The sequence below is a fragment of the Vibrio zhanjiangensis genome, from assembly GCF_030161235.1.
Lineage (GTDB): Bacteria > Pseudomonadota > Gammaproteobacteria > Enterobacterales > Vibrionaceae > Vibrio > Vibrio zhanjiangensis.
The window spans coordinates 1-19,129 of the sequence record NZ_BSPW01000014.1; the positions used below are offsets into that span (position 1 = coordinate 1).

Sequence of the window (19,129 nt, forward strand, 5' to 3'; positions counted from 1 at the left end):
CATAAGCTGGATCAACCACTTAAGGAATTAGTTTATGTGTCCAACCATTGGGGTCCACTTCTCCATCTTGATCACTAGGGCTTGCTTTATATTGGCAATACCAGCCTGGCGCACAATTATCAGGAGAGAAAGTTAATGTTTGCTCTATTGTATCCGCTAGTACGTTCCATGACGGGAGCAAAGCGACACCGATGAGTATACTAAGCTTATTGAATTTCATAATATATATCCTTAACGTATGCATACCATTTTATTAGTAAAGTTATTTATATTGGTTTTTTTAACACGCAAAATAACCACAGAAAAAGTAACGCTAAGTGAAATAAAAGTGTAATAAAACTTTATAAAAACACTATTTGTAAGTATAAAAACGACCTTTAGATGGGAATTTTCTAACTTTAGAGGAAGTTTTTTCTTCCTTTTAAAAATGTCAATTTTGTTAAAATCAACAGGTTAATACCGAATCATCAGAACGCTAAAGACTAGGGGGAGTAAGGAATAGATAGGATTTTCATCAGTTTTAACAATAGTGGCTGAAAGGCTCATAAATAGATAGATAGCCAAAATACAGCGATGAAATACAAAAAATAATTACAGGTTTAACCACAACAGATTAATCTGGGTAGCTGAGTACGTTTTTATAACTTTATCTTTGGCTATGTAACAAAAAGCTAGTTTCAACTAGATGCTTTTTATTTTACTCTTCGCCTCTTATTTATCATTGCCTACTGTTAGGTAGCACTAACCATAGATACAAGGAACAAGGCATGGGAGCCTTTTTAAAACAATCATTAACGACCCAAATTGTTATTGCTGCATTATTTGCTTGGGCTGCAACTCAACTATTGCCCGTTGAAAAACACACCTTGCTAGCGCTAAGTGAACCACTTTCACTCATTAAACTTATTTATCTAGGGCTACTAAAGGCTATTGTTGGCATCATGGTCATGTTTAGCCTAATAGAAGGTATTAGCAACATCGGCAGCTTAGTAAGACTAAAGCAGATCGGTTCTGTTGCTGTCGTTTACTACCTAATCACGACAACTGTCGCTATTTGTATTGGTCTTGGCGCTGCTCTTATGATGCCAGAATGGACACCACTAACCTCAGCGCCGCCGCCCGCTGATAGTGTGACCCTGATTGACGACTCTTCTGCTCAAGGCGTGAGCATTTTGAATAAGTTGCTTTCCATGGCGTTAATGAATCCTATCGCAGCGTTATCTGGCGGCAATCTACTTGCCATCGTGACCTTTTCAATCCTGATTGCTATAGCCTTGCTTGCAACTCTCGACAATTCTCATCCAGTCTTTGAGGTTGTCAAAGGTATAAACCAAAGCATATCGACTCTTGTTAGTGGGATTATTCGCCTAGCTCCATTTGCTGTATTTGCCATTGTTTTTGAATTGACGATTGAGTCAGACAGCGCTCTATTCAGCCAGCTGTTTGAATTTGGTCTATTGGTGTTTGGCCTCACTATGATACATAGCTTGGTGGTACTGCCTGTGATTGCAAAACTGGCAACAGGTACATCGCCAATTTCGCTGTTTAAAGCGATTTCAGCCCCAATGTCGATGGCTTTAGCGACTTCTTCAAGCTCTGCTACCTTACCTCTTAGCCTGCAAACCGCCAAAGAAAAGCTCGGCGTATCCGATTCAACTAGCAGTCTGGTATTGCCGATGGGAGCTGTGATGAATATGGATGGCACAGCCCTATTTGAAGGTGTCGCTGCGGTCTTCCTCGCTCAGCTATTTGGGATTGATCTCTCAACTGGCGCTATCGTAATGATTTTCCTTATGGCCATGGTATCATCGGTGGGAGCCCCGGGAATGCCATCAGGTTCGATGTCTGGAATGCAATTAGTTCTTTTAGCCGCGGGGATACCTCTTGAAGCAATTGCTATTCTTCTTATCATCGAAAGACCACTTGATACCTTTAGGACAGCGGTAAACGTCCAAGGTGATTTAATTGGCGCAATGGTTGTCGATCGCTGGAGTAGAAGGCACACCGAGCCGGAACACAAACACGCTCAGGTGAACAGCTAATAAAGGTTGCCATTCAATTCACATGACACCTTGAATTCGTGTCCTAACGCCCATTAACTTAACGTTATTGGGCGTTTACTTTTTATATCAGCCAGCGCGTTTTAACTTATAAAATACACTTGCCAGTGGCGGGATACGCATCGATAGAGACTGAGGCTGTCCTTCACTCTCAACATACGTTGACATAATCGTGCTCGGCACCTGATAACCACTGCCCGCATACCGTCTGTCATCTGTATTGAGTAACAATTGATATTCACCACTAAATGGAACACCTAAACGAAAATTGTCATGTGGGACAGGGGTAAAGTTGGTGACTACCAAAATACGCTCGCCATTATCACTCAAACGTTCATGTGCCAAAATAGACGCTTGCGCAGCGTCTTGCAGCCGCCACTCGAAACCACGTGGTTCACAATCAAGTTCATATAAAGCAGGCTGAGACGCATAGAGTCTATTAAGATCACGAGTTAACGATTGGATACCTTGATGGCGTTCAAACTTAAGTAAAAACCACTGCAATTGATCCTCATGATTCCACTCTGCTGTTTGGCCTATCTCTGTGCCCATAAAATTTAGCTTTTTACCCGGTTGAGCATACATATAACCTAAGTATGCCCTAAGATTAGCCGTTTGCTGCCATTCATCTCCCGGCATCTTGCTATGGATTGCACCTTTACCATACACAACTTCATCATGAGATAAAGACAAAATATAATTCTCACTGTGGGCATAAACCATAGGAAAAGTGATGGTGTTATGGTGGTATTGGCGATGCACAGGATCTTCTTTCATGTAGGACAATGAATCATGCATCCAACCCATATTCCACTTGAAGCCAAAACCTAACCCACCTAAAAACGTCGGAGCCGAAACACCAGGAAAAGCGGTCGATTCTTCAGCAATGGTCATTGCATTAGGAAAATGAAGATAGATTTCTTCATTCAGCCATTTTAAGGTTGCAATGGCATCGTAGTTTTCATTTCCCCCATCCACATTTGGGAGCCACTGATCATGGCTGCGTGAATAATCGAGATACAACATGGAGGCTACGGCATCAACACGAATGCCATCAATATGGAACTGCTCAAACCAATACAGAGCGTTTGCAACGAGAAAACGGCGCACATGTTCACGCCCTAAATCATAAATGTATGAGTTCCAGTCTTGGTGCCAACCACGACGAGGATCGGGATCATGAAATAAAGGTGTACCGTCAAAGTTTGCCAGACCATGATCATCCGAAGGAAAGTGGGCAGGCACCCAATCAATCACTACACCAATGCCCGCTAAATGACACTGTTCAACGAAGTACTTAAAATCATCCGGTGACCCAAATCGACTCGTTGGTGCAAACAATCCAACTGGCTGATAGCCCCAAGAACCATAGAATGGATGCTCAGAGACTGGCATAAGCTCAATATGGCTATAACCCATATCTTTTACGTAAGGAATAAGCTGCGCAGCTAGCTCTCGGTAGCCAAGAAACTGACCATTTTCATTTCGACGCCAAGAGCCCAGATGCAGTTCATAAAAAGATAACGCTTGCTTTGTTTTTTGAGTAACAGGCCGATTCTTCCACTGCCAGTCTTGCCAGCAATATCGGTTATGATCGTATGTCAATGAAGCAAATGAAGGGTACTGCTCAGCGTACGCCCCCCAAGGATCTGCCTTATGTGGTAATCCCTTTCCATCTGGTCCTTTGAGTTCAAACTTGTATTTTATGCCTTCTTCTAAGTCTGGAATAAAAATACCCCATATACCGTAATCTAGCCTTTGCATGGGCGTACGACGACCATCCCATTGATTGAATTCTCCAACCACGCTACACGCCGATGCGTGGGGTGCATAAACAAGAAATCGTATTCCTTTGATATCTTTATCAGCACGTTTTAAGGTCACAAACTGGGCGCCCATGTGGTGATACATGCGTTTGGGCGTATGTAAGTCCTCATAGTCTGCGTATATCGCATGGTATTGATACGGATCATCAAGAATTTGCTCTTGATTCTGCCATGTCACCGCGAGTTTATAATGGGTTTGACTCAAGTCGCGTTGTTGACGAAGCACAAAACCGGATGCCCCTTCTCGCTTTAACACATGGCGACTTTCTCCTTCAATAATCAGCTCAACCTTATCTGCACCTGGCATCCAAACTCGCAATGCATCTCGTGTCGTTGCCTGATAAGGACCTAAGAATGAAAAAGGATCTGCGCAAGATGCGCTCGAGAGTTGATTGTACATAGCGTTATTTTTATCTCGCATTACCGTTTTCAAGAAATTTTCTCCCTAGCCTAACTGTGCCGGCAACTGATCAATTCAACATGTGGATTCACGCAAATAACGAGGCCGAAACACTCTATTTTGAGTTTGTCTTTGAAACGAGACAACCTCTCGTTTTATCCATGTAAGCCCGCTCAAAATGCGGGCTTCTTTTTAAGCTCAAAGTGTGATTTAGGGTTATATCTAAATCTCTATCGATGATAATTCAACCAATACCTAACTGGCTTTAGCTCGCTCTTGGGTCAACTTGGTGGTGATTCGATTCACCCCTTCTCTAGCAAAAATATCATCAAGATTCATCGACAGTTTGCGCCGCCAATTCGGATATTCATCGACCGTACCTGGAATATTGACTGGCTTATCCATTTCTAACCAATCTTCTAACTGAACGCTCAGCAAAGCCGACGAACCTGCCGCGACATGCTGTTGCAAGCCTTCAGCAAGATAGGAATCCATAGGAACATATTGGGCATCATGACCAACTCCCTCAGGCAAATAACCATGCCATGCGACCGAATCAAGAATCCCTTGCTTGCTCTTGAGTCGATCACTAAACAAATTTTGCAACTGATGTTCATCGGGATACAAACCCAGTTCCTGACCCATCTTAAGATCATCACAGTGCCAGAAGCCACGTAATGTTGGCATGTCATGGGTACATAGAGCCGCCATGGACTGCTGGGTGTAGTGAGAAGGGGAAAGATACCCGCCATCTTCTTTCGATGTTTCAAAGAAAAACACTTTGTAAGAATGAACACCTGCGTCAGCCAATAGTTCAACGATTTCATCTGGCACTGTGCCTAAATCTTCACCGATGACACTACACTGATGCCGATGAGATTCAAGGGCCAAAATCGATAACATATCCTCAACCGGATAGTAGAGGTATGCCCCTTGAGTCGCCTTTTTTTGTTTTGGAATCCACCACAGACGCAACAGTCCAAGCACATGGTCAATACGCAAGGCACCACAATGCTTCATATTGGCTTGCAGGAGTTTAATGTAAGCTTCATAACCCGTGGATTTGAGTGTTTGTGGGTTAAACGGAGGTAAGCCCCAGTTTTGTCCCAAAGGTCCCAACACATCGGGTGGCGCCCCAATGCTGACATCCATCACTAGATTCCCCTTATCCGCCCATGTTTCAGCACCAGAGTTCGCGACACCCACCGCTAAATCACGATATAAACCCACCGACATTCCTTTCTCATCAGCGAGTTCCTGAGCTTCACCAATTTGTATGTCAGCAACCCACTGCAAATACATGTACATATGTACTTGATCGATATTTTCAGCAATAAAGTGTTCAACCGCCTTGCTGTCAAAGCTGCGAAGCTCCTGTGGAAAAGCGGGCCAGCCCCAAACTTCGGAGTCCCCATTGCATAAACGAGTATGCAGTGCATCAAAAGCAGCTTGATGTAACAAGCTATCACCACCTTGTTCAACAAAGGCTAAAAATGCGTCTGCCCTCTCAGTGCCTTTATCAAGATGGCGCATTTTGAATTCGCGATAAAGCAGTGGCAAAACGCTGAGCTTCAGCTTAGCCACTTCAGTGTAATTTACCCAATGCGCATCTCGCACTTTCTGAAGGCGCTGTTGAAACTCAGCACTGCCCACTGTTTGCTGAGCCTCAATACACAGAGAAAACTCGGCAACTGAACTAACATCAATATACATAATGTTTAGCCAGCGTCGTGAGGAAGGGCTATATGGACTTGCGGCTTCAGGGTTAGCAGGAAACAACGCATGAATCGGGTTTAGTCCAACAAAATCACCCCCTCTTGATGCAATGTCAGACACCAATTGTTTCAAGTCCCCAAAGTCACCTATACCCCAATTGTGCTGAGTGCGAAGCGTATAAAGCTGCACACTAGGTCCCCACATTTTTTTGCCGTTTTCGATATCTTGTTGCTTAAAGCACGATTTTGGGGTCACAATTAACTGCATTGTATAAGGAGACTTACGGCGTTTACGAATCATTGTGAGTTTGTGATAGCCCCACTCTAAACCACTGGGCAATTCGAATATCAAAGGCCCACCAAACTTTCGTTCATCACGTACAATTTGTGACTGCAGATAACCCTCAAGTATTTTCCCTTGCTCTGTCTCAAGACGCCAACTGAACTCACTTTCGCGAGCACTCAATCCCAAGTTCATGTTCACATAAACAGGCTCACTATCGTGAACAACCAGCACAGGGTCAAGTATCTCCTTCTTATGCTTTTTTTGCGCTGAGCTGACTAATTTTTCATCTGACGCGGTATCGTAACCTAAGGATGTCAGTATCTCTCGAACGGTTTGCTCCTCAACTTCGACTTCTTCTCCCCATGCACTGACATAACTCGTGGCAATATTTGCCATTTCAGCGACTTGTTTTAATGCATTTTTGTGTGTCATCGCTATCTCCCAAAACTCCCAACCTTCCATGTATTGAGCTGTGACTAGTGAGCCAAGACCATACAGACTTGGCTTAAATAAGAATAACTAGCGCTTAACCGCTTCCAATTGCCAAATATTATTGACGTAGTCTCTGATAGAACGATCAGAGCTAAATTTGCCAACCAATGCAGTATTAAGTATTGCTTTTCTAGCCCAACCAGAAGAATCACGGTATTGTCTATCCATATCCTGATGCGCTTGTACGTATGAAGCAAAGTCAGCAAGGCACAGATAGGGATCGCCTCCATCCAACAAACTGTCATAGGTCGCTCGTAACTTTTCAGGCTCATCTGGTGTAAATTCATCGCCAAGTAAAAGGTCTAGCGACGCTTTCAGCAGAGGATCAGCATGATAAAAATCGAATGGGTTATAGCCTTGTCCCTTTAACCTTTCGACTTCATCAACTTCAAGACCAAAAATATAAATATTCTCATCCCCAACCTCTTCCCGAATTTCAACATTCGCTCCGTCCATCGTACCTATTGTCAACGCCCCATTGAGCGCCATTTTCATATTTCCGGTTCCAGAAGCTTCTTTGCCCGCTGTTGATATTTGCTCAGAAATATCGGCTGCAGGAATAATAATTTCGGCCATACTCACTCGGTAGTCAGGAATAAATACCACCTTTAACTTATTACCAATTCTCGGATCGTGGTTAATCTTATCGGCAATTTTATTGATCGCGAATATTATATCTTTCGCTAAATGGTAACCGGGAGCGGCTTTAGCGGCGAAGAACACGACACGCGGCACCATATCAAAGTCAGGATCATTGAGTAATCTGTGATAAAGAGACAAGATATGCAGCATGTTTAGGTGCTGTCTCTTATACTCATGTAAGCGCTTTATCTGCACATCGAAAATGGCGTTGGTATCAAGCTCAATATCCAAATTCTCCTTTACCCAATGAGCAAGACGTTGCTTGTTATGCTTCTTAACCGCCATAAATTGCTTTTGAAACTGCTCGTCATCGGCATACTGAGCAATTTGTTCTAGCTGCTCTAAATGTGCGGGCCATTCATTGCCTATTTTGCTTGAAATAAGATCTGATAAAGCAGGATTACAGAACTTCAACCACCGCCGAGGGGTGATACCATTGGTGACATTCTGAAGCTTCGATGGATACAGCTCATCAAACTCAGGAAACAAATCACGCTTGACCAACTCAGAGTGAAGGGCCGCAACACCATTCACCGCATAAGAGCCAATAACGCTCAAATTGGCCATTCTCACCATGCGGTGGAAACCTTCCTCAATAATGGATAGCTTCTGTTGTTTCGCCACATCCCCTGGCCATTTTCGGCGTACCTCATTTAAAAACAAATGGTTAATGTGATAGATGATTTCCATATGACGCGGCAGTAATCGTTGAATCAATGATTCGCTCCACGTTTCCAGCGCTTCGGGAAGTAAAGTATGATTGGTGTAAGCAAAGGTTTGTGAACTGATCGCCCAGGCATCATCCCAAGCTAAACCTTTCTCATCAATTAAGATACGCATCAATTCAGGAATCGCAATGGTTGGATGAGTATCGTTTAATTGGATAGTCTCGTATTTAGGTAGAGACGCTAAAGTGTGTCCAGCCTCTTCATGACGACGTAAAATATCTCTCACTGAGGCCGCAGAGTGGAAGTATTGCTGCATAAGACGCAGCGTTTTGCCTTTCTCATGATTGTCATTGGGATACAGTACTTTAGTGATATTACCGGCATCGATCAAAGCGTGCTGTGCTTCAAAGTAGTCGCCATTGTTAAAGCTCGCCAGTGAAAATGGCGCGATGGCCCGACACTCCCATAAACGCAATGGATATACCGTATCAGATTGGTAACCCACTATAGGTAAATCCCATGGCATAGCTTTAACTGACATACTCGGCACCCAACGCCGCTTTTCTTTGCCCTCTTCTCGATAAACCTCAACATGCCCATAAAAGCCAATCTCTTGTGCAAGCTCAGGACGGGCAATCTCCCATGGATACCCCTCAATACAACGCCATTCATCAGGAGCCTCCTGCTGATGCCCATCAACAAAAGATTGTTTGAATAACCCATACTCATAATGAAGGCCGTAACCAACGGTCGGAAACTCTTGCGCCGCCAAAGAATCCATAAAACACGCAGCTAAACGCCCCAAGCCACCATTTCCAAGTGATGGGTCACGCTCTTGTTCAAGGAGATCCGTGATATTCTGCCCAAGTTCCGTCATGGCTTGACCAATTTGCTCGTAGAGACCAAGGCTAATTAAATTATTTCCGGTTAAACGACCAATAAGAAACTCTAGAGATAAATAGTTGACGCTTTTCGCATTGCTAATTCTGCTGTCTTGCTCAGTTTGAAGCATGTCGAAAGTCGTCAGCTCAGCCAACGCGCTTCCCATCGCCAAATACCATGCTCGGTTGCCCGCTTTTTCTTCGGTAGTGGCATAAGTTGAGGTTAAATGCTTCCTAACGCTTTGCTTAAATGCTGCCGTATCAAAATTTTTCTGTTGAGTCGGTTTCATTAGAGAAATCTCACTTGTCGGGTTTAATCCATTTAGGTGGTATCGTGCAATGACGCAATAACAGAAACATCCTCCCAATTTGGTTAGCTTTTAGGAGGAGCTTTCAGGGCGTAGAATACTTCTACTCATAACCTCAGTGATCTAACTCTCAAATACATTGACGTTAATCAAGGCTGTGGTGACAGAGATCACATCACACGACGTGTTTAACCATAATCTCTGTTTGAAACTGACAGATGCCAAAATTCTAACAAATTAATTAATATGCATATCTGATCACACATTGATTGATTCTAGAAAGTAATTCTCATCAAAATAGGTGCAGAGCATGACGCTCAGCACTTTATTTGAACCAACACACGGTGATTTACATCTCAGTTTTAGGGCGTAGAAGCGGTCAAAATGTGAAATGTACAAAAATTTGATGCCTGATCAATAACTGCCACTTTAGTTCTCAAGTAACATCCATATCACTATCAGATATTCTCCAACGCTAAATTCCTTATTTGGGCTATCGGAGATGAGGGGAAAAAGATGTGGATTCCTTCTAAGCTAACCCGGCCGGGTCGTTTACACCATTCAATTATTCGTCCGCGAGTACTCGATTTACTGCAAAATGCACCTTGTTATAAATTGATACTATTTCGCTCACCTGCGGGATACGGAAAAACAACCATGGCGTCACAATGGTTAGCGGATAAGCCCAATGTTGGCTGGTATAACATTGATGAGAGTGATAACGACACTTTTCGATTTGTGAATTACTTGCTAAGAGCGCTAAACAAAACGACGCATAACGCATGCTCTACCTCACAAAAGTTAGCCGAAAAAAGACAATTTTCTTCCCTTGATTCACTGTTTAGCCAAATTTGTGCTGAACTCGTGCATTGCCATCATCAATGTTACCTTGTCCTTGATGATTATCACCTCATCTCAAACAACGATATCCACGAGTCCCTGCGCTTTTTTATTAAACATATACCCGACAATCTCACTTTGGTTGTCACCAGCCGAGCGACTCCTCCCCTAGGTACGGCCAACTTACGAGTACGCGATCTGATGATAGAAGTCGATCATGAATCTCTTGCTTTTGACTGTGAGGAAACCACTCGCTTTTTTAGCTCTAGAGTGTCAGGTAAAATCGATAATACGACGGTGAGTCATTTACGTGATTATGTAGAGGGTTGGCCTTCCGCTTTGCAGCTTATCGCCTTACAAGCCCAGCACCAACACAAGAGCTTAGCCCAATCACTCGAGTCATACACGCAATTTAACCACAGTCACTTATGGGATTATTTGGTTGAAGAAGTGTTCGAACAACTCGACTCAGAGACCCGCCAATTCTTATTGCAGTGCTCTGTTCTAGACCATTTTAATGATGTTTTAGCGTGTGAACTCACGCAGAGAAAAGATGCTTTAAATATTATTGAGTCTCTTAATCGCTATGGTTTGTTTATACACCCTTTGGAAGGTGAGCAAAACTGGTTTCGTTTTCACAACTTATTTGCAGAGTTCCTGACTCATCAAAGGGCAGCTCTTATCCCTCACCAAGAGGAAGATCTCCACCAAGCTGCCGCGCAAGCATGGTTAAAATTATCGTCTCCCCATCAAGCTCTCTATCACATTCAAAAAGCCAGTAACTTGATACTCACAGCTGAAATAGTATGCCAATATGGCTGGGACATGTTTAATCGTGGTGAGCTTCAAACATTAGAAGATGCCATTGAGAGTCTAACTCCTGAGCTGCTATACAGTGAACCCAAGTTATTCATGCTTCAAGCTTGGCTAGCCCAAAGCCAGCATAGATATAATGATGTCGGTGATTTATTGTCTGTTGCCAAAGAAAAGATGGAAGCGTTTAATGTCTCATTAAGCACAAAACAGATGGGGGAGCTAAACGCATTACGAGCTCAGGTAGCCATAAACCAAAATGAGCCAGAAAAAGCGTTGGAGTTGGCGGAATTAGCCCTCGGACAACTCGACAGCAGCGTATATAGAAGTCGCATAGTCGCCACTTCCGTCATTGGTGAAGTGAATCATGTTTTGGGGCACCTAAGCCGAGCCCTTCCTATGATGCAACAAACAGAAAAGTTAGCAAGGCAGTATCAGGTATACCATCAAGCTTTATGGGCCATGCTCCAACAAAGCGAAATACTTATTGCCCAAGGGTACGTACAAGCCGCATTCGAAGTACAAGAGAATGCGTTTAAGTTGGTAGAAGAGCACCAATTGCACCAAGTACCGATGCATGAATTTCTTCTGCGTCTTCGCGCACAAGTATTTTGGTGCTGGAATCGACTTGATGAAGCTGAAGAGTGTTCCTACAAAGGCCTCACCGTGCTTGGGGATGCCAGCCAAAACAAACATCTTCATTGTTATTCTATGTTGGCTCGTATCTCAATTGCCCGAGGCGAGCTTGATAAGGCCAATAAGTTTATCGATCATATCATTCACTTACTGCAACAATCTACCTACCACTTCGACTGGACTGCCAACGCTTCATTGTCACTCATTTTGTTCTGGCAAGCCCGAAATGACAAGGAGTCTATGCAGCACTGGTTACAAACAGCCTCTAGACCAGAGAAAGCCTGTAACCACTTTACCCAGCTTCAATGGAGAAACATTGCCCGCACCCAAATAAATTTGGGTCTGCTAGACGAAGCCGCCGATAGCTTGGACTTTTTACAGCAACAGGCAAATATAAATCATTTAGTCACTGACAAAAATCGCAATTTAATTATTGAAACTGTCCTTGCCACCACTCAACACGATGAAGAAAAGGCAAAATTACTGCTGAAACAAGCTTTAGAACTCACCAACCAAACAGGGATTCTAGGCAACTTTCTTGTTGAAGGGACACGTATTAGCTCTGTTTTAGATAAGCTGGTAAATAGCAATGAACTGAGCGAGCTCGTACGCCATCGAGCTTTGCAATTACTCAAGGAAATCTCCAATACTCAAAGAAGCCGATCGGTGCACTTTGACGAGGAGTTTGTTGATCAATTAATCCGCCATCCGAGTGTACCCGAACTAGTGCGTACTAGCCCCTTGACTCAGCGAGAGTGGCAAGTGCTCGGCTTAATTTATTCAGGGTTTAGCAATGAACAGATTGCCCAAGATCTCGATGTTGCTGGGACAACGATTAAAACCCATATTCGCAATCTTTATCAAAAACTTGCGATTACCAATCGTAAAGAAGCGGTCACAACAGCGGAAAACCTACTTCAACTAATGGGGCAATAAATCTTGAGTTGATTTTTTATGTCACGAGAGGAGTTCGGGGTAATCAAACTCCTCCAATCAGATAAGCTAAAATCAGCAGCTCTAAACACTATTCATCCGAGGGAAAATCCGCCATTTGTTGTAATGAATATGCGGTAGTTGGATCGATATCACTGACCAGCTCTTCAACCTGTTCAATAGCCTCAATAGAAGAACTCGCTTTACGATAACTCAAGTAGATAGGCCTGTTCCAGTCATCGACACCATCCACTTTAAACAACTGCTCGCTAGCGATAAAAGGAGCAACAAGTGATGTAGGTAAGTAAGCACTTCCACCTTTCTCCAATATATAATCTAATGCGATACGTGCTGTTGACGTTCTCAGATAGGGGGCAGGAATCTTAGGATGCCGCTCTGCATGTTCTGAGGCGAATTTGGTTCCCCAATCAACATACACATACTTATCCTCAAAAACCGTCTCTACACTGTGTACATGGGTAGAGACCAAGACCAAGACGACATCAGCCACTCGTTTACAATACAACTCATCAGCCTTAATTTGATCGAAGGCAAAAGCCATATCTAACGTTCTTTCCTGCAAACTACGATTGAGAGACTCTCGACCCATGACTTCGGCAATAAAACCATAACCACTGAATGAATCGGTCACAACACTCAAACAATTTTGTAGGTACGCATCCCATACATTGGGCGTTCCCCCCATCGTTAATTGCAGCGCTTTGCCACTTTCAAGCGAGAGTTCTAACTTAGCCTGTTGAAGAGTTGCAACCATGACTTCAGCATAACTGACTAAACGTTCACCAGATGATGTCAGTTTGATATTGTTTCTATTTCGGATAAACAGTTGGGTATCAAAGTAGCTTTCTAACTGTTTGATACGAGCACTCACCGCCGCTTGAGTAATATAGAGGTTTTCAGCAGCACGCCCAAAGTGGCGAACATTCGCCAACTCTAAAAATGTCTTGAAGACTTTAACATCCATGAAAGACCTCGATTCTAACCAACATTAAGGGTTTCAACCTATTTTCTGATAAATAAACAGCATTATAACAATAATAAAAGTGTTTAATGGATACGATAAAAACGTTTTGTTTTTCTTTTGTTAAATTTACGCCTACTTTTCGAATTAGATCAACTAAGAAGGGTAACAGAGGCGACCTGATATGTCTGACACTTTATTTCGTCACGGCAAAAAACGTTTTTTTGACAATGATAAATTCCCGCGTGGCTTCGCTAAATCTGGCGATTTTACGCTGGCCGAAGAAGAAATTCTAACTCTTTATGGTGACACCATGCAGGGTTTAGAAACTGGACTCATTGAGCCTGATAATGCCGAGGAAAAACACTTCATTAAAGTACTGGAGAACCCCTCAAAAGCGAAATCAAAGCTAGAACGAGTATGGTTAAAATACGTTCAGCTCGCTCGAGGAAGAAAGCGCTTCCACACATTGAATGGTCGAAGCAAGCCTGAAGCAATTGAAGACTATTCCAGCGACAGCACTTTAGTAGAAGAAGATTAATCTGAAACAAAAAGCCCCGCCTAGGGGCTTTTTGTTATTTAGCCAGCATAGACACCTTTTTAAGGAAACTATCGCGCAAGTGTTCTTGGTCATAGTCAAGATGATAGGTATTGTGAAAGCCCACCTTAAGCTCTACACCATTTCCACGCAAATACACACTATAGCCGTCATAATCTGAAAAGGCTTCTACACCCTCGTACATTTTACCGTGCTCAGTAGGTGTACCTTTTGATATCACCGTCTCGTAGGCATGCAGTACTTTGGTCAGATCAAGTTCATTTTTCATCCAAAGATCTCCTTATTCTCTCCCGTTAAGTATGAGCGGCACTTTTTGATTTCGCCATTGCCATACCTTGAGCTAAATCAAAGCTAAGCAAAATTTCACCGCCCAAAAGGCTTGCTATTTCCGATAGATACCCACTTGCAATCGATAACTATGTCCAAAACAACGTAGCAATGAGTGTGAGCAAAATAGTACAGGCAATATTTAACACCAAGCCCACTCGCATCATTTCTGTCTGTTTGATATGACCAGATCCAAACACAATAGCATTCGGTGGCGTGGCCACTGGCAACATAAACGCACATGATGCAGCAACCGCTATCAATACTGACAATACAACCGGCGACAAACCAAACGCTTGTGCCACACTGGCAAATATCGGGATAAGCAAAGCTGCACTTGCCGTATTGCTGGCAAATTCGGTAAGAAACACCACAAAAGCGGCAATAATTGCAACAATAAAGACAAGGCCAAAATCTGAGATCAATTCACTCAATCCGTTGGCAAGAAATACGCTCGTTCCCGTTGCTTTGAGCACGTTACTCAAACATATACCACCACCAAATAGGAGCAACACCCCCCAATCAGCGGTTTTCTCGATGTCTTTCCAATGAACAACCCGAGCAAAATTTACCGCGATAATGGCCCCCAAAGCGACAAGGGTATCAAACTTAGCATATCCACCAATAAACGCGTTGATTGGCTTACTAAAAATCCATAGACACACGGTTAATGAAAAGATTCCAAGCGTCACCATTTTGCCTTTATCCCAAGTAACAGGCGCATGATTCAATTCAAACCGACCGGATAGATTAGGCTTTAACACCAAAAACAGCACCGCAATAGCAACGGGCAGAAGTACTATTGCGGTAGGCAAGCCATAGCTCATCCAGTCGGTAAAACTTAGCCCCACCTCTGCTGCTGCAATGGCGTTGGGTGGGCTACCGACAAGCGTCGCTATACCACCAATACTGGCACTGTATGCGGTACCAAGTAGAACAAAAACATAAGTTTTGTGGCCACTTTCAGAATTGACTTTACTGAGAACACCGAGAACCAGTGGTAACATCATTGCTGTTGTTGCTGTGTTACTAATCCACATGGATAGGCCCGCAGTCACACCAAAAAGCATAAAGACAGCAATACTCAACTTTCCTTTAGCAACCAGCAACACTTTGTCTGCAATAACTTTGTCTAACCCTTGGCGATGCATAGCCGCAGCAAGGGCAAAGCCACCTAAAAACAAAAAAATTATCGAGTTGGCAAAGTTATTAAGTGCGGTTTGCGTATCAAAAATGCCAAACAAAACGGCCATCACGGGAACGAGAATCGCTGTAACAGTGACATGCAAGGCTTCTGTAAGCCAAAGAATGGCAATAAAGGCGAGCATACTTAAACCCAGTACCACTTTTGGGTCGAATGGCAAGGTGAAATATAAGACTGCAAATAGGGCAATATCAGCAAGTACAATTAGACTGTTGCGATTAAACAGCCACTCGCTTGTATTGGTAGGCAAAGGGACGTTATCGTTTCGATTCATTATAATATTTCCTCATCAAGGCCTAACGGCTTCTTTGATGATCCCACAGAAATTGTGTGAAATAGTTTTTTTGTTAGAAAAACGTTAAGCTCCTCAAGACTTAACATGATGATGTCAAGCGCACAACAATCGAAACCGGAAATCGGCTATCAGAGAAAACTCAACTTCGCTCTATGTTAGTGACCAGAATTTGTCATATGGTAGGTAGAACATGTTCAAAGCCATCAGTAACACCATGGATAAAAAGGTTAACTTCATGCCTTTTACTCGCCCTTTCAAACTCTCTGCCAAAATAGCCTTAGCGTGTATCAATCGACCCATCACAAACAACATGGCAACGGCGTGAATCATCCACGGACTCGCCCCATTATACTCAACCAACATTAATAGAATGAGTGTGATCGGAACATAATCCACCGCGTTACTATGGGCGCTGCGTGCCACTTGAAGCGCACTGACCCCACCATCTGCATAAGCAACTTTCGCGCTACGACGCTGCTTAATGACCTGAAAAGCAAGCCAGATCATTAACCCAGCTAATATCGAAGCATAAAAGGCTGAAATCATGTGGTTCTCCCAAGTAAATTATCCTAAGCGAAAAAGGGTTCGTTAACACGACTCATTAACACAGCACTCAGCCTGAAGAAAACAAATCACCTCAGAAAGATTTTGATATTCTGCCACGCAATACAGTATTCGCCCTTCTCGGCGCTGAGTGATGAGATTTGCCGACGCCAAGCTCGAAATATGATGAGATAAAGTCGAACCTGGGATATCCAACTTGTCTTGGATCGAGCCTACAGACACCCCTTTCATTCCCGCTTTTACAACACACTTGTAAATAGACAACCGGGTGGGATGACCAAGCTCTTTCAACGCCTTGGCAACTTCCTCAAGTTTCATTCATCGCTCCTAAATAAAAGCATTTCCAAAACAATCGAAGTATAAACCGATTTCAATTGGCACAGCCAGATTATTCACTTACTCGATGCATTTGATTCGCTCTACTGCGCAAAGAAGGCATAAGAGCCTGTTCAGTACCTTCACTTTTGATATAGTAAGCAACAAGCAATCTAAAGGAGAAAAAACGTGAGAATTGCATTTATCGCTCTAATTGTGTTCATGGCTGGCTGCTCAAATACGTGGCAGGGAGTAAAAGACGACTCATCCAAAGTATGGGAAGATACCAAGCAAGCAATCCATGAAGCGACAGAAGAGTGATCTCTGCCCCAGCTCCTGCCCGCACCGGGATTAGCCGTAATTTTTAGAATGGTAGCGTGTTGGGCTGATTGGCTAATCGATATATGTTGGCAACATATGATGACAATGACAATGACAATGACAATGACAATGAAGTATATCGTAATCACTGGGCATAAATCGAACTACCCCAACCCAATAGAATTTCACATCGGCGATAAAGTTACCATAGGAGAGATGGATACAGAATTTGAAGGGTGGATACGAACTACAACAAGCAATGGTAATGTGGGTTGGGCTCCGATCCAATATATCGATTTCGATGTAAGCTCTGCTGTCGGTACCGCAAATCAAGACTACAGTGCTCGAGAATTAGATACTGTTGTGGGTGAGCGAGTGATATTGATATGTGAATTGAACGAATGGTGCTTGGTCAGAAACCAAGACGGGCTCGTAGGCTGGGTACCTGCCCAAACACTCGCTACTGTTTGAGAGAATGAAGGCCAAAAGCGTTATTCCCTCTGGCTTAATGAGAAGCTGCGTAAAGCACAGCGAAAATAGATAACCTCTAGGCCCTCATGCACTATGCTCGACTAAATCACCCTTCGTATCTAATTGCTGCTGACATGATAATAGAACGTCTTTAGCTAACTCATCGTCGTTTAAAGCCCTAGATACAGCCAATCCTCCAATCATCATTATTGCTGATTGTATGGCTTTTCTGTGGCTAACTGCACCGTTGCCTTGCTTTTGAATTTGCATTACAAACTTTTGAAAAATTTGAGTGTAAGTGTCTCTTATTTTTTCGTCCTGATGGGCTATGTCTGTTACCAAGTAGGCTAGTGGGCAATAGGCATGCTTTCCTTCTCTATGCTCGACACTCAGGTATTGCTCGACTTGTTCAAGTAGCTCGCCATCACCCTTACAATGAAGCAATAACTGGTTACGACTATGCTGCGCAGCTTTTAAAAGCGCGTCACAATAGAGGTCTGACTTACTAGAAAAGTACTTATAAAATACCCCTCGAGTTAAGCCTGCATCAGACATGATTTCGTCGATGCCCACTCCGTCATAACCTCTATGGGTAAATAATTTAGCAGCACTTGATAGGATTTTTTCTCGTGTATCAAGCGTATGTTGCGGCTTCCAAGGCATTGCTAATCTCATTCAAAGTGAAAGGAACGGAAGTGTCATTCTAATACAAAATATGTTCTTGAACATATTTTGTGGGAAATTAACATGATTTCATAACAAAAAACTATGGAGTTACAGTAAGTTGTCAGGTGTTTACATTATTGGTGCGCAATACAGTACTTTTGTTCGTGCCGTTGCTTTGTGTTGTGAAGAAAAAGGAATTAACTACGGTCTTGGCTTCGATTTTCCAGATCATACTCTAGAGTATAAAGGCGTCACTCATTACAGGCTACACCCTTTCGGTAAGGTCCCAATTCTAATACATGGCGAACGGACAATTTTTGAATCTACCACTATCTGCCGCTATTTGGATAGTGAATTCTCAGGCAAGAAGCTCCAACCCAGCCACCACTTCGAACGTGCCCAAGTGGACCAATGGTGTGCAGCCATCTCTACCTATATTGATAAGGCTCTGATAAGGGATTATTTACTAGAATTTAGTTTTCCAAAGGGCAGAGATGGAGACATTCGCTGGGACAAACTTGAACAGTCCAAACCTAAAGTTGAAGAAACTTTCAGCATCTTGAATCAACAATTGGGCAATAACACTTTTATATGTGGTGACCGATACAGCATAGCAGATGCTCTGCTAACACCTATTCTAGATTATTTAGAAAAACTCTCAGATGCTAAAGCGCTTTTTATTCTATACCCGAAACTTGAGAGCTACTTATTAAGGATGCGCTGTCGAAAAAGTGGCCAAAAAGTTTTAATTGCAGCAGAGATAAGTAGTTAAACATAGGGCACTATAGCGCATAAGTGGCCCTTTCCAATTTTCCCAATAGTCTTGCTTAGAATTCCAGCACTAATAGACACCCAATTTAAACTGTGCATATATACACTATTAACGTAAAATGATTGAACGTAATTGAATGTCTAGGGGCAGTTT

16 protein-coding genes are annotated in these 19,129 nt (G+C 43.0%); 6 read left to right on the top strand and 10 right to left on the bottom strand.

The genetic code is table 11. The annotated features are described in order from the left end of the window. Window positions 1–19 precede the first annotated feature (19 nt). On the bottom strand, window positions 20–220 hold the full coding sequence (locus tag QQK21_RS03280) for a hypothetical protein (protein ID WP_284190769.1): 201 nt from the start codon (window positions 218–220) through the stop codon (window positions 20–22). Between the two features lie 547 nt (window positions 221–767). Between QQK21_RS03280 and QQK21_RS03285 the strand changes: the two genes are divergently transcribed. Continuing rightward, window positions 768–2,042 carry a dicarboxylate/amino acid:cation symporter gene (locus QQK21_RS03285; RefSeq protein ID WP_284190770.1) on the top strand — a complete coding sequence of 425 codons (1,275 nt, stop codon included), beginning with the start codon at window positions 768–770 and terminating at the stop codon, window positions 2,040–2,042. A gap of 87 nt (window positions 2,043–2,129) precedes the next feature. Here QQK21_RS03285 and glgB read toward each other — a convergent pair whose 3' ends face one another. From glgB to QQK21_RS03300, 3 genes are all read right to left on the bottom strand, one after another. Continuing rightward, a complete protein-coding gene (gene glgB, locus QQK21_RS03290; RefSeq protein ID WP_284190840.1) occupies window positions 2,130–4,307 on the bottom strand; it encodes a 1,4-alpha-glucan branching protein GlgB in 2,178 nt (725 codons plus the stop codon). Between the two features lie 234 nt (window positions 4,308–4,541). Next, window positions 4,542–6,719 (bottom strand): 4-alpha-glucanotransferase, encoded by a 2,178-nt coding sequence (malQ, locus tag QQK21_RS03295; protein ID WP_284190771.1) that lies wholly within the window; start codon window positions 6,717–6,719, stop codon window positions 4,542–4,544. 87 nt (window positions 6,720–6,806) lie between these two features. Then, window positions 6,807–9,260 (bottom strand): glycogen/starch/alpha-glucan phosphorylase, encoded by a 2,454-nt coding sequence (locus QQK21_RS03300; protein ID WP_284190772.1) that lies wholly within the window; start codon window positions 9,258–9,260, stop codon window positions 6,807–6,809. Between the two features lie 534 nt (window positions 9,261–9,794). Here QQK21_RS03300 and malT point away from each other — a divergent pair. After that, the gene (gene malT / locus QQK21_RS03305) at window positions 9,795–12,503 is read left to right on the top strand and encodes an HTH-type transcriptional regulator MalT (protein ID WP_284190773.1); all 2,709 of its coding nucleotides are present in this window, start codon (window positions 9,795–9,797) and stop codon (window positions 12,501–12,503) included. Window positions 12,504–12,591: 88 nt separating this feature from the next. Here the strand turns inward: malT and QQK21_RS03310 are convergent, their stop codons facing one another. Then, window positions 12,592–13,485: a LysR family transcriptional regulator gene (locus tag QQK21_RS03310; protein ID WP_284190774.1), complete on the bottom strand. Its 894-nt coding sequence runs from the start codon at window positions 13,483–13,485 to the stop codon at window positions 12,592–12,594. 181 nt (window positions 13,486–13,666) lie between these two features. On the opposite strand from QQK21_RS03310, the gene QQK21_RS03315 reads away from it, so the two are divergent. Then, window positions 13,667–14,023 (top strand): MaoP family protein, encoded by a 357-nt coding sequence (locus QQK21_RS03315; protein ID WP_284190775.1) that lies wholly within the window; start codon window positions 13,667–13,669, stop codon window positions 14,021–14,023. Between the two features lie 34 nt (window positions 14,024–14,057). On the opposite strand, the gene QQK21_RS03320 is transcribed toward QQK21_RS03315, so the two are convergent. From QQK21_RS03320 to QQK21_RS03335, 4 genes are all read right to left on the bottom strand, one after another. Further along, window positions 14,058–14,309: a DUF3081 domain-containing protein gene (locus QQK21_RS03320; RefSeq protein WP_284190776.1), complete on the bottom strand. Its 252-nt coding sequence runs from the start codon at window positions 14,307–14,309 to the stop codon at window positions 14,058–14,060. Between the two features lie 148 nt (window positions 14,310–14,457). Continuing rightward, the gene (locus QQK21_RS03325; RefSeq protein ID WP_284190777.1) at window positions 14,458–15,846 is read right to left on the bottom strand and encodes an SLC13 family permease; all 1,389 of its coding nucleotides are present in this window, start codon (window positions 15,844–15,846) and stop codon (window positions 14,458–14,460) included. A 171-nt stretch (window positions 15,847–16,017) separates the two neighbouring features. Beyond that, the gene (locus QQK21_RS03330; protein ID WP_284190778.1) at window positions 16,018–16,413 is read right to left on the bottom strand and encodes an MAPEG family protein; all 396 of its coding nucleotides are present in this window, start codon (window positions 16,411–16,413) and stop codon (window positions 16,018–16,020) included. 42 nt (window positions 16,414–16,455) lie between these two features. Further along, window positions 16,456–16,749, bottom strand: coding sequence for an ArsR/SmtB family transcription factor (locus tag QQK21_RS03335; RefSeq protein ID WP_284190779.1), 294 nt, complete (start codon window positions 16,747–16,749; stop codon window positions 16,456–16,458). Between the two features lie 186 nt (window positions 16,750–16,935). Here QQK21_RS03335 and QQK21_RS03340 point away from each other — a divergent pair, with 186 nt between their 5' ends. Both QQK21_RS03340 and QQK21_RS03345 read left to right on the top strand, forming a co-directional pair. Next, window positions 16,936–17,067 carry an entericidin EcnAB gene (locus QQK21_RS03340; RefSeq protein WP_284190780.1) on the top strand — a complete coding sequence of 44 codons (132 nt, stop codon included), beginning with the start codon at window positions 16,936–16,938 and terminating at the stop codon, window positions 17,065–17,067. A 129-nt stretch (window positions 17,068–17,196) separates the two neighbouring features. Next, on the top strand, window positions 17,197–17,538 hold the full coding sequence (locus QQK21_RS03345) for an SH3 domain-containing protein (RefSeq protein ID WP_284190781.1): 342 nt from the start codon (window positions 17,197–17,199) through the stop codon (window positions 17,536–17,538). 84 nt (window positions 17,539–17,622) lie between these two features. Here QQK21_RS03345 and QQK21_RS03350 read toward each other — a convergent pair whose 3' ends face one another. Then, on the bottom strand, window positions 17,623–18,201 hold the full coding sequence (locus tag QQK21_RS03350) for a TetR/AcrR family transcriptional regulator (protein WP_284190782.1): 579 nt from the start codon (window positions 18,199–18,201) through the stop codon (window positions 17,623–17,625). A 121-nt stretch (window positions 18,202–18,322) separates the two neighbouring features. Here QQK21_RS03350 and QQK21_RS03355 point away from each other — a divergent pair, with 121 nt between their 5' ends. Continuing rightward, entirely contained in the window at window positions 18,323–18,976 is a 654-nt protein-coding gene (locus QQK21_RS03355; protein ID WP_284190783.1) for a glutathione S-transferase family protein, read from the top strand. The last annotated feature ends 153 nt before the right edge of the window (window positions 18,977–19,129 follow it).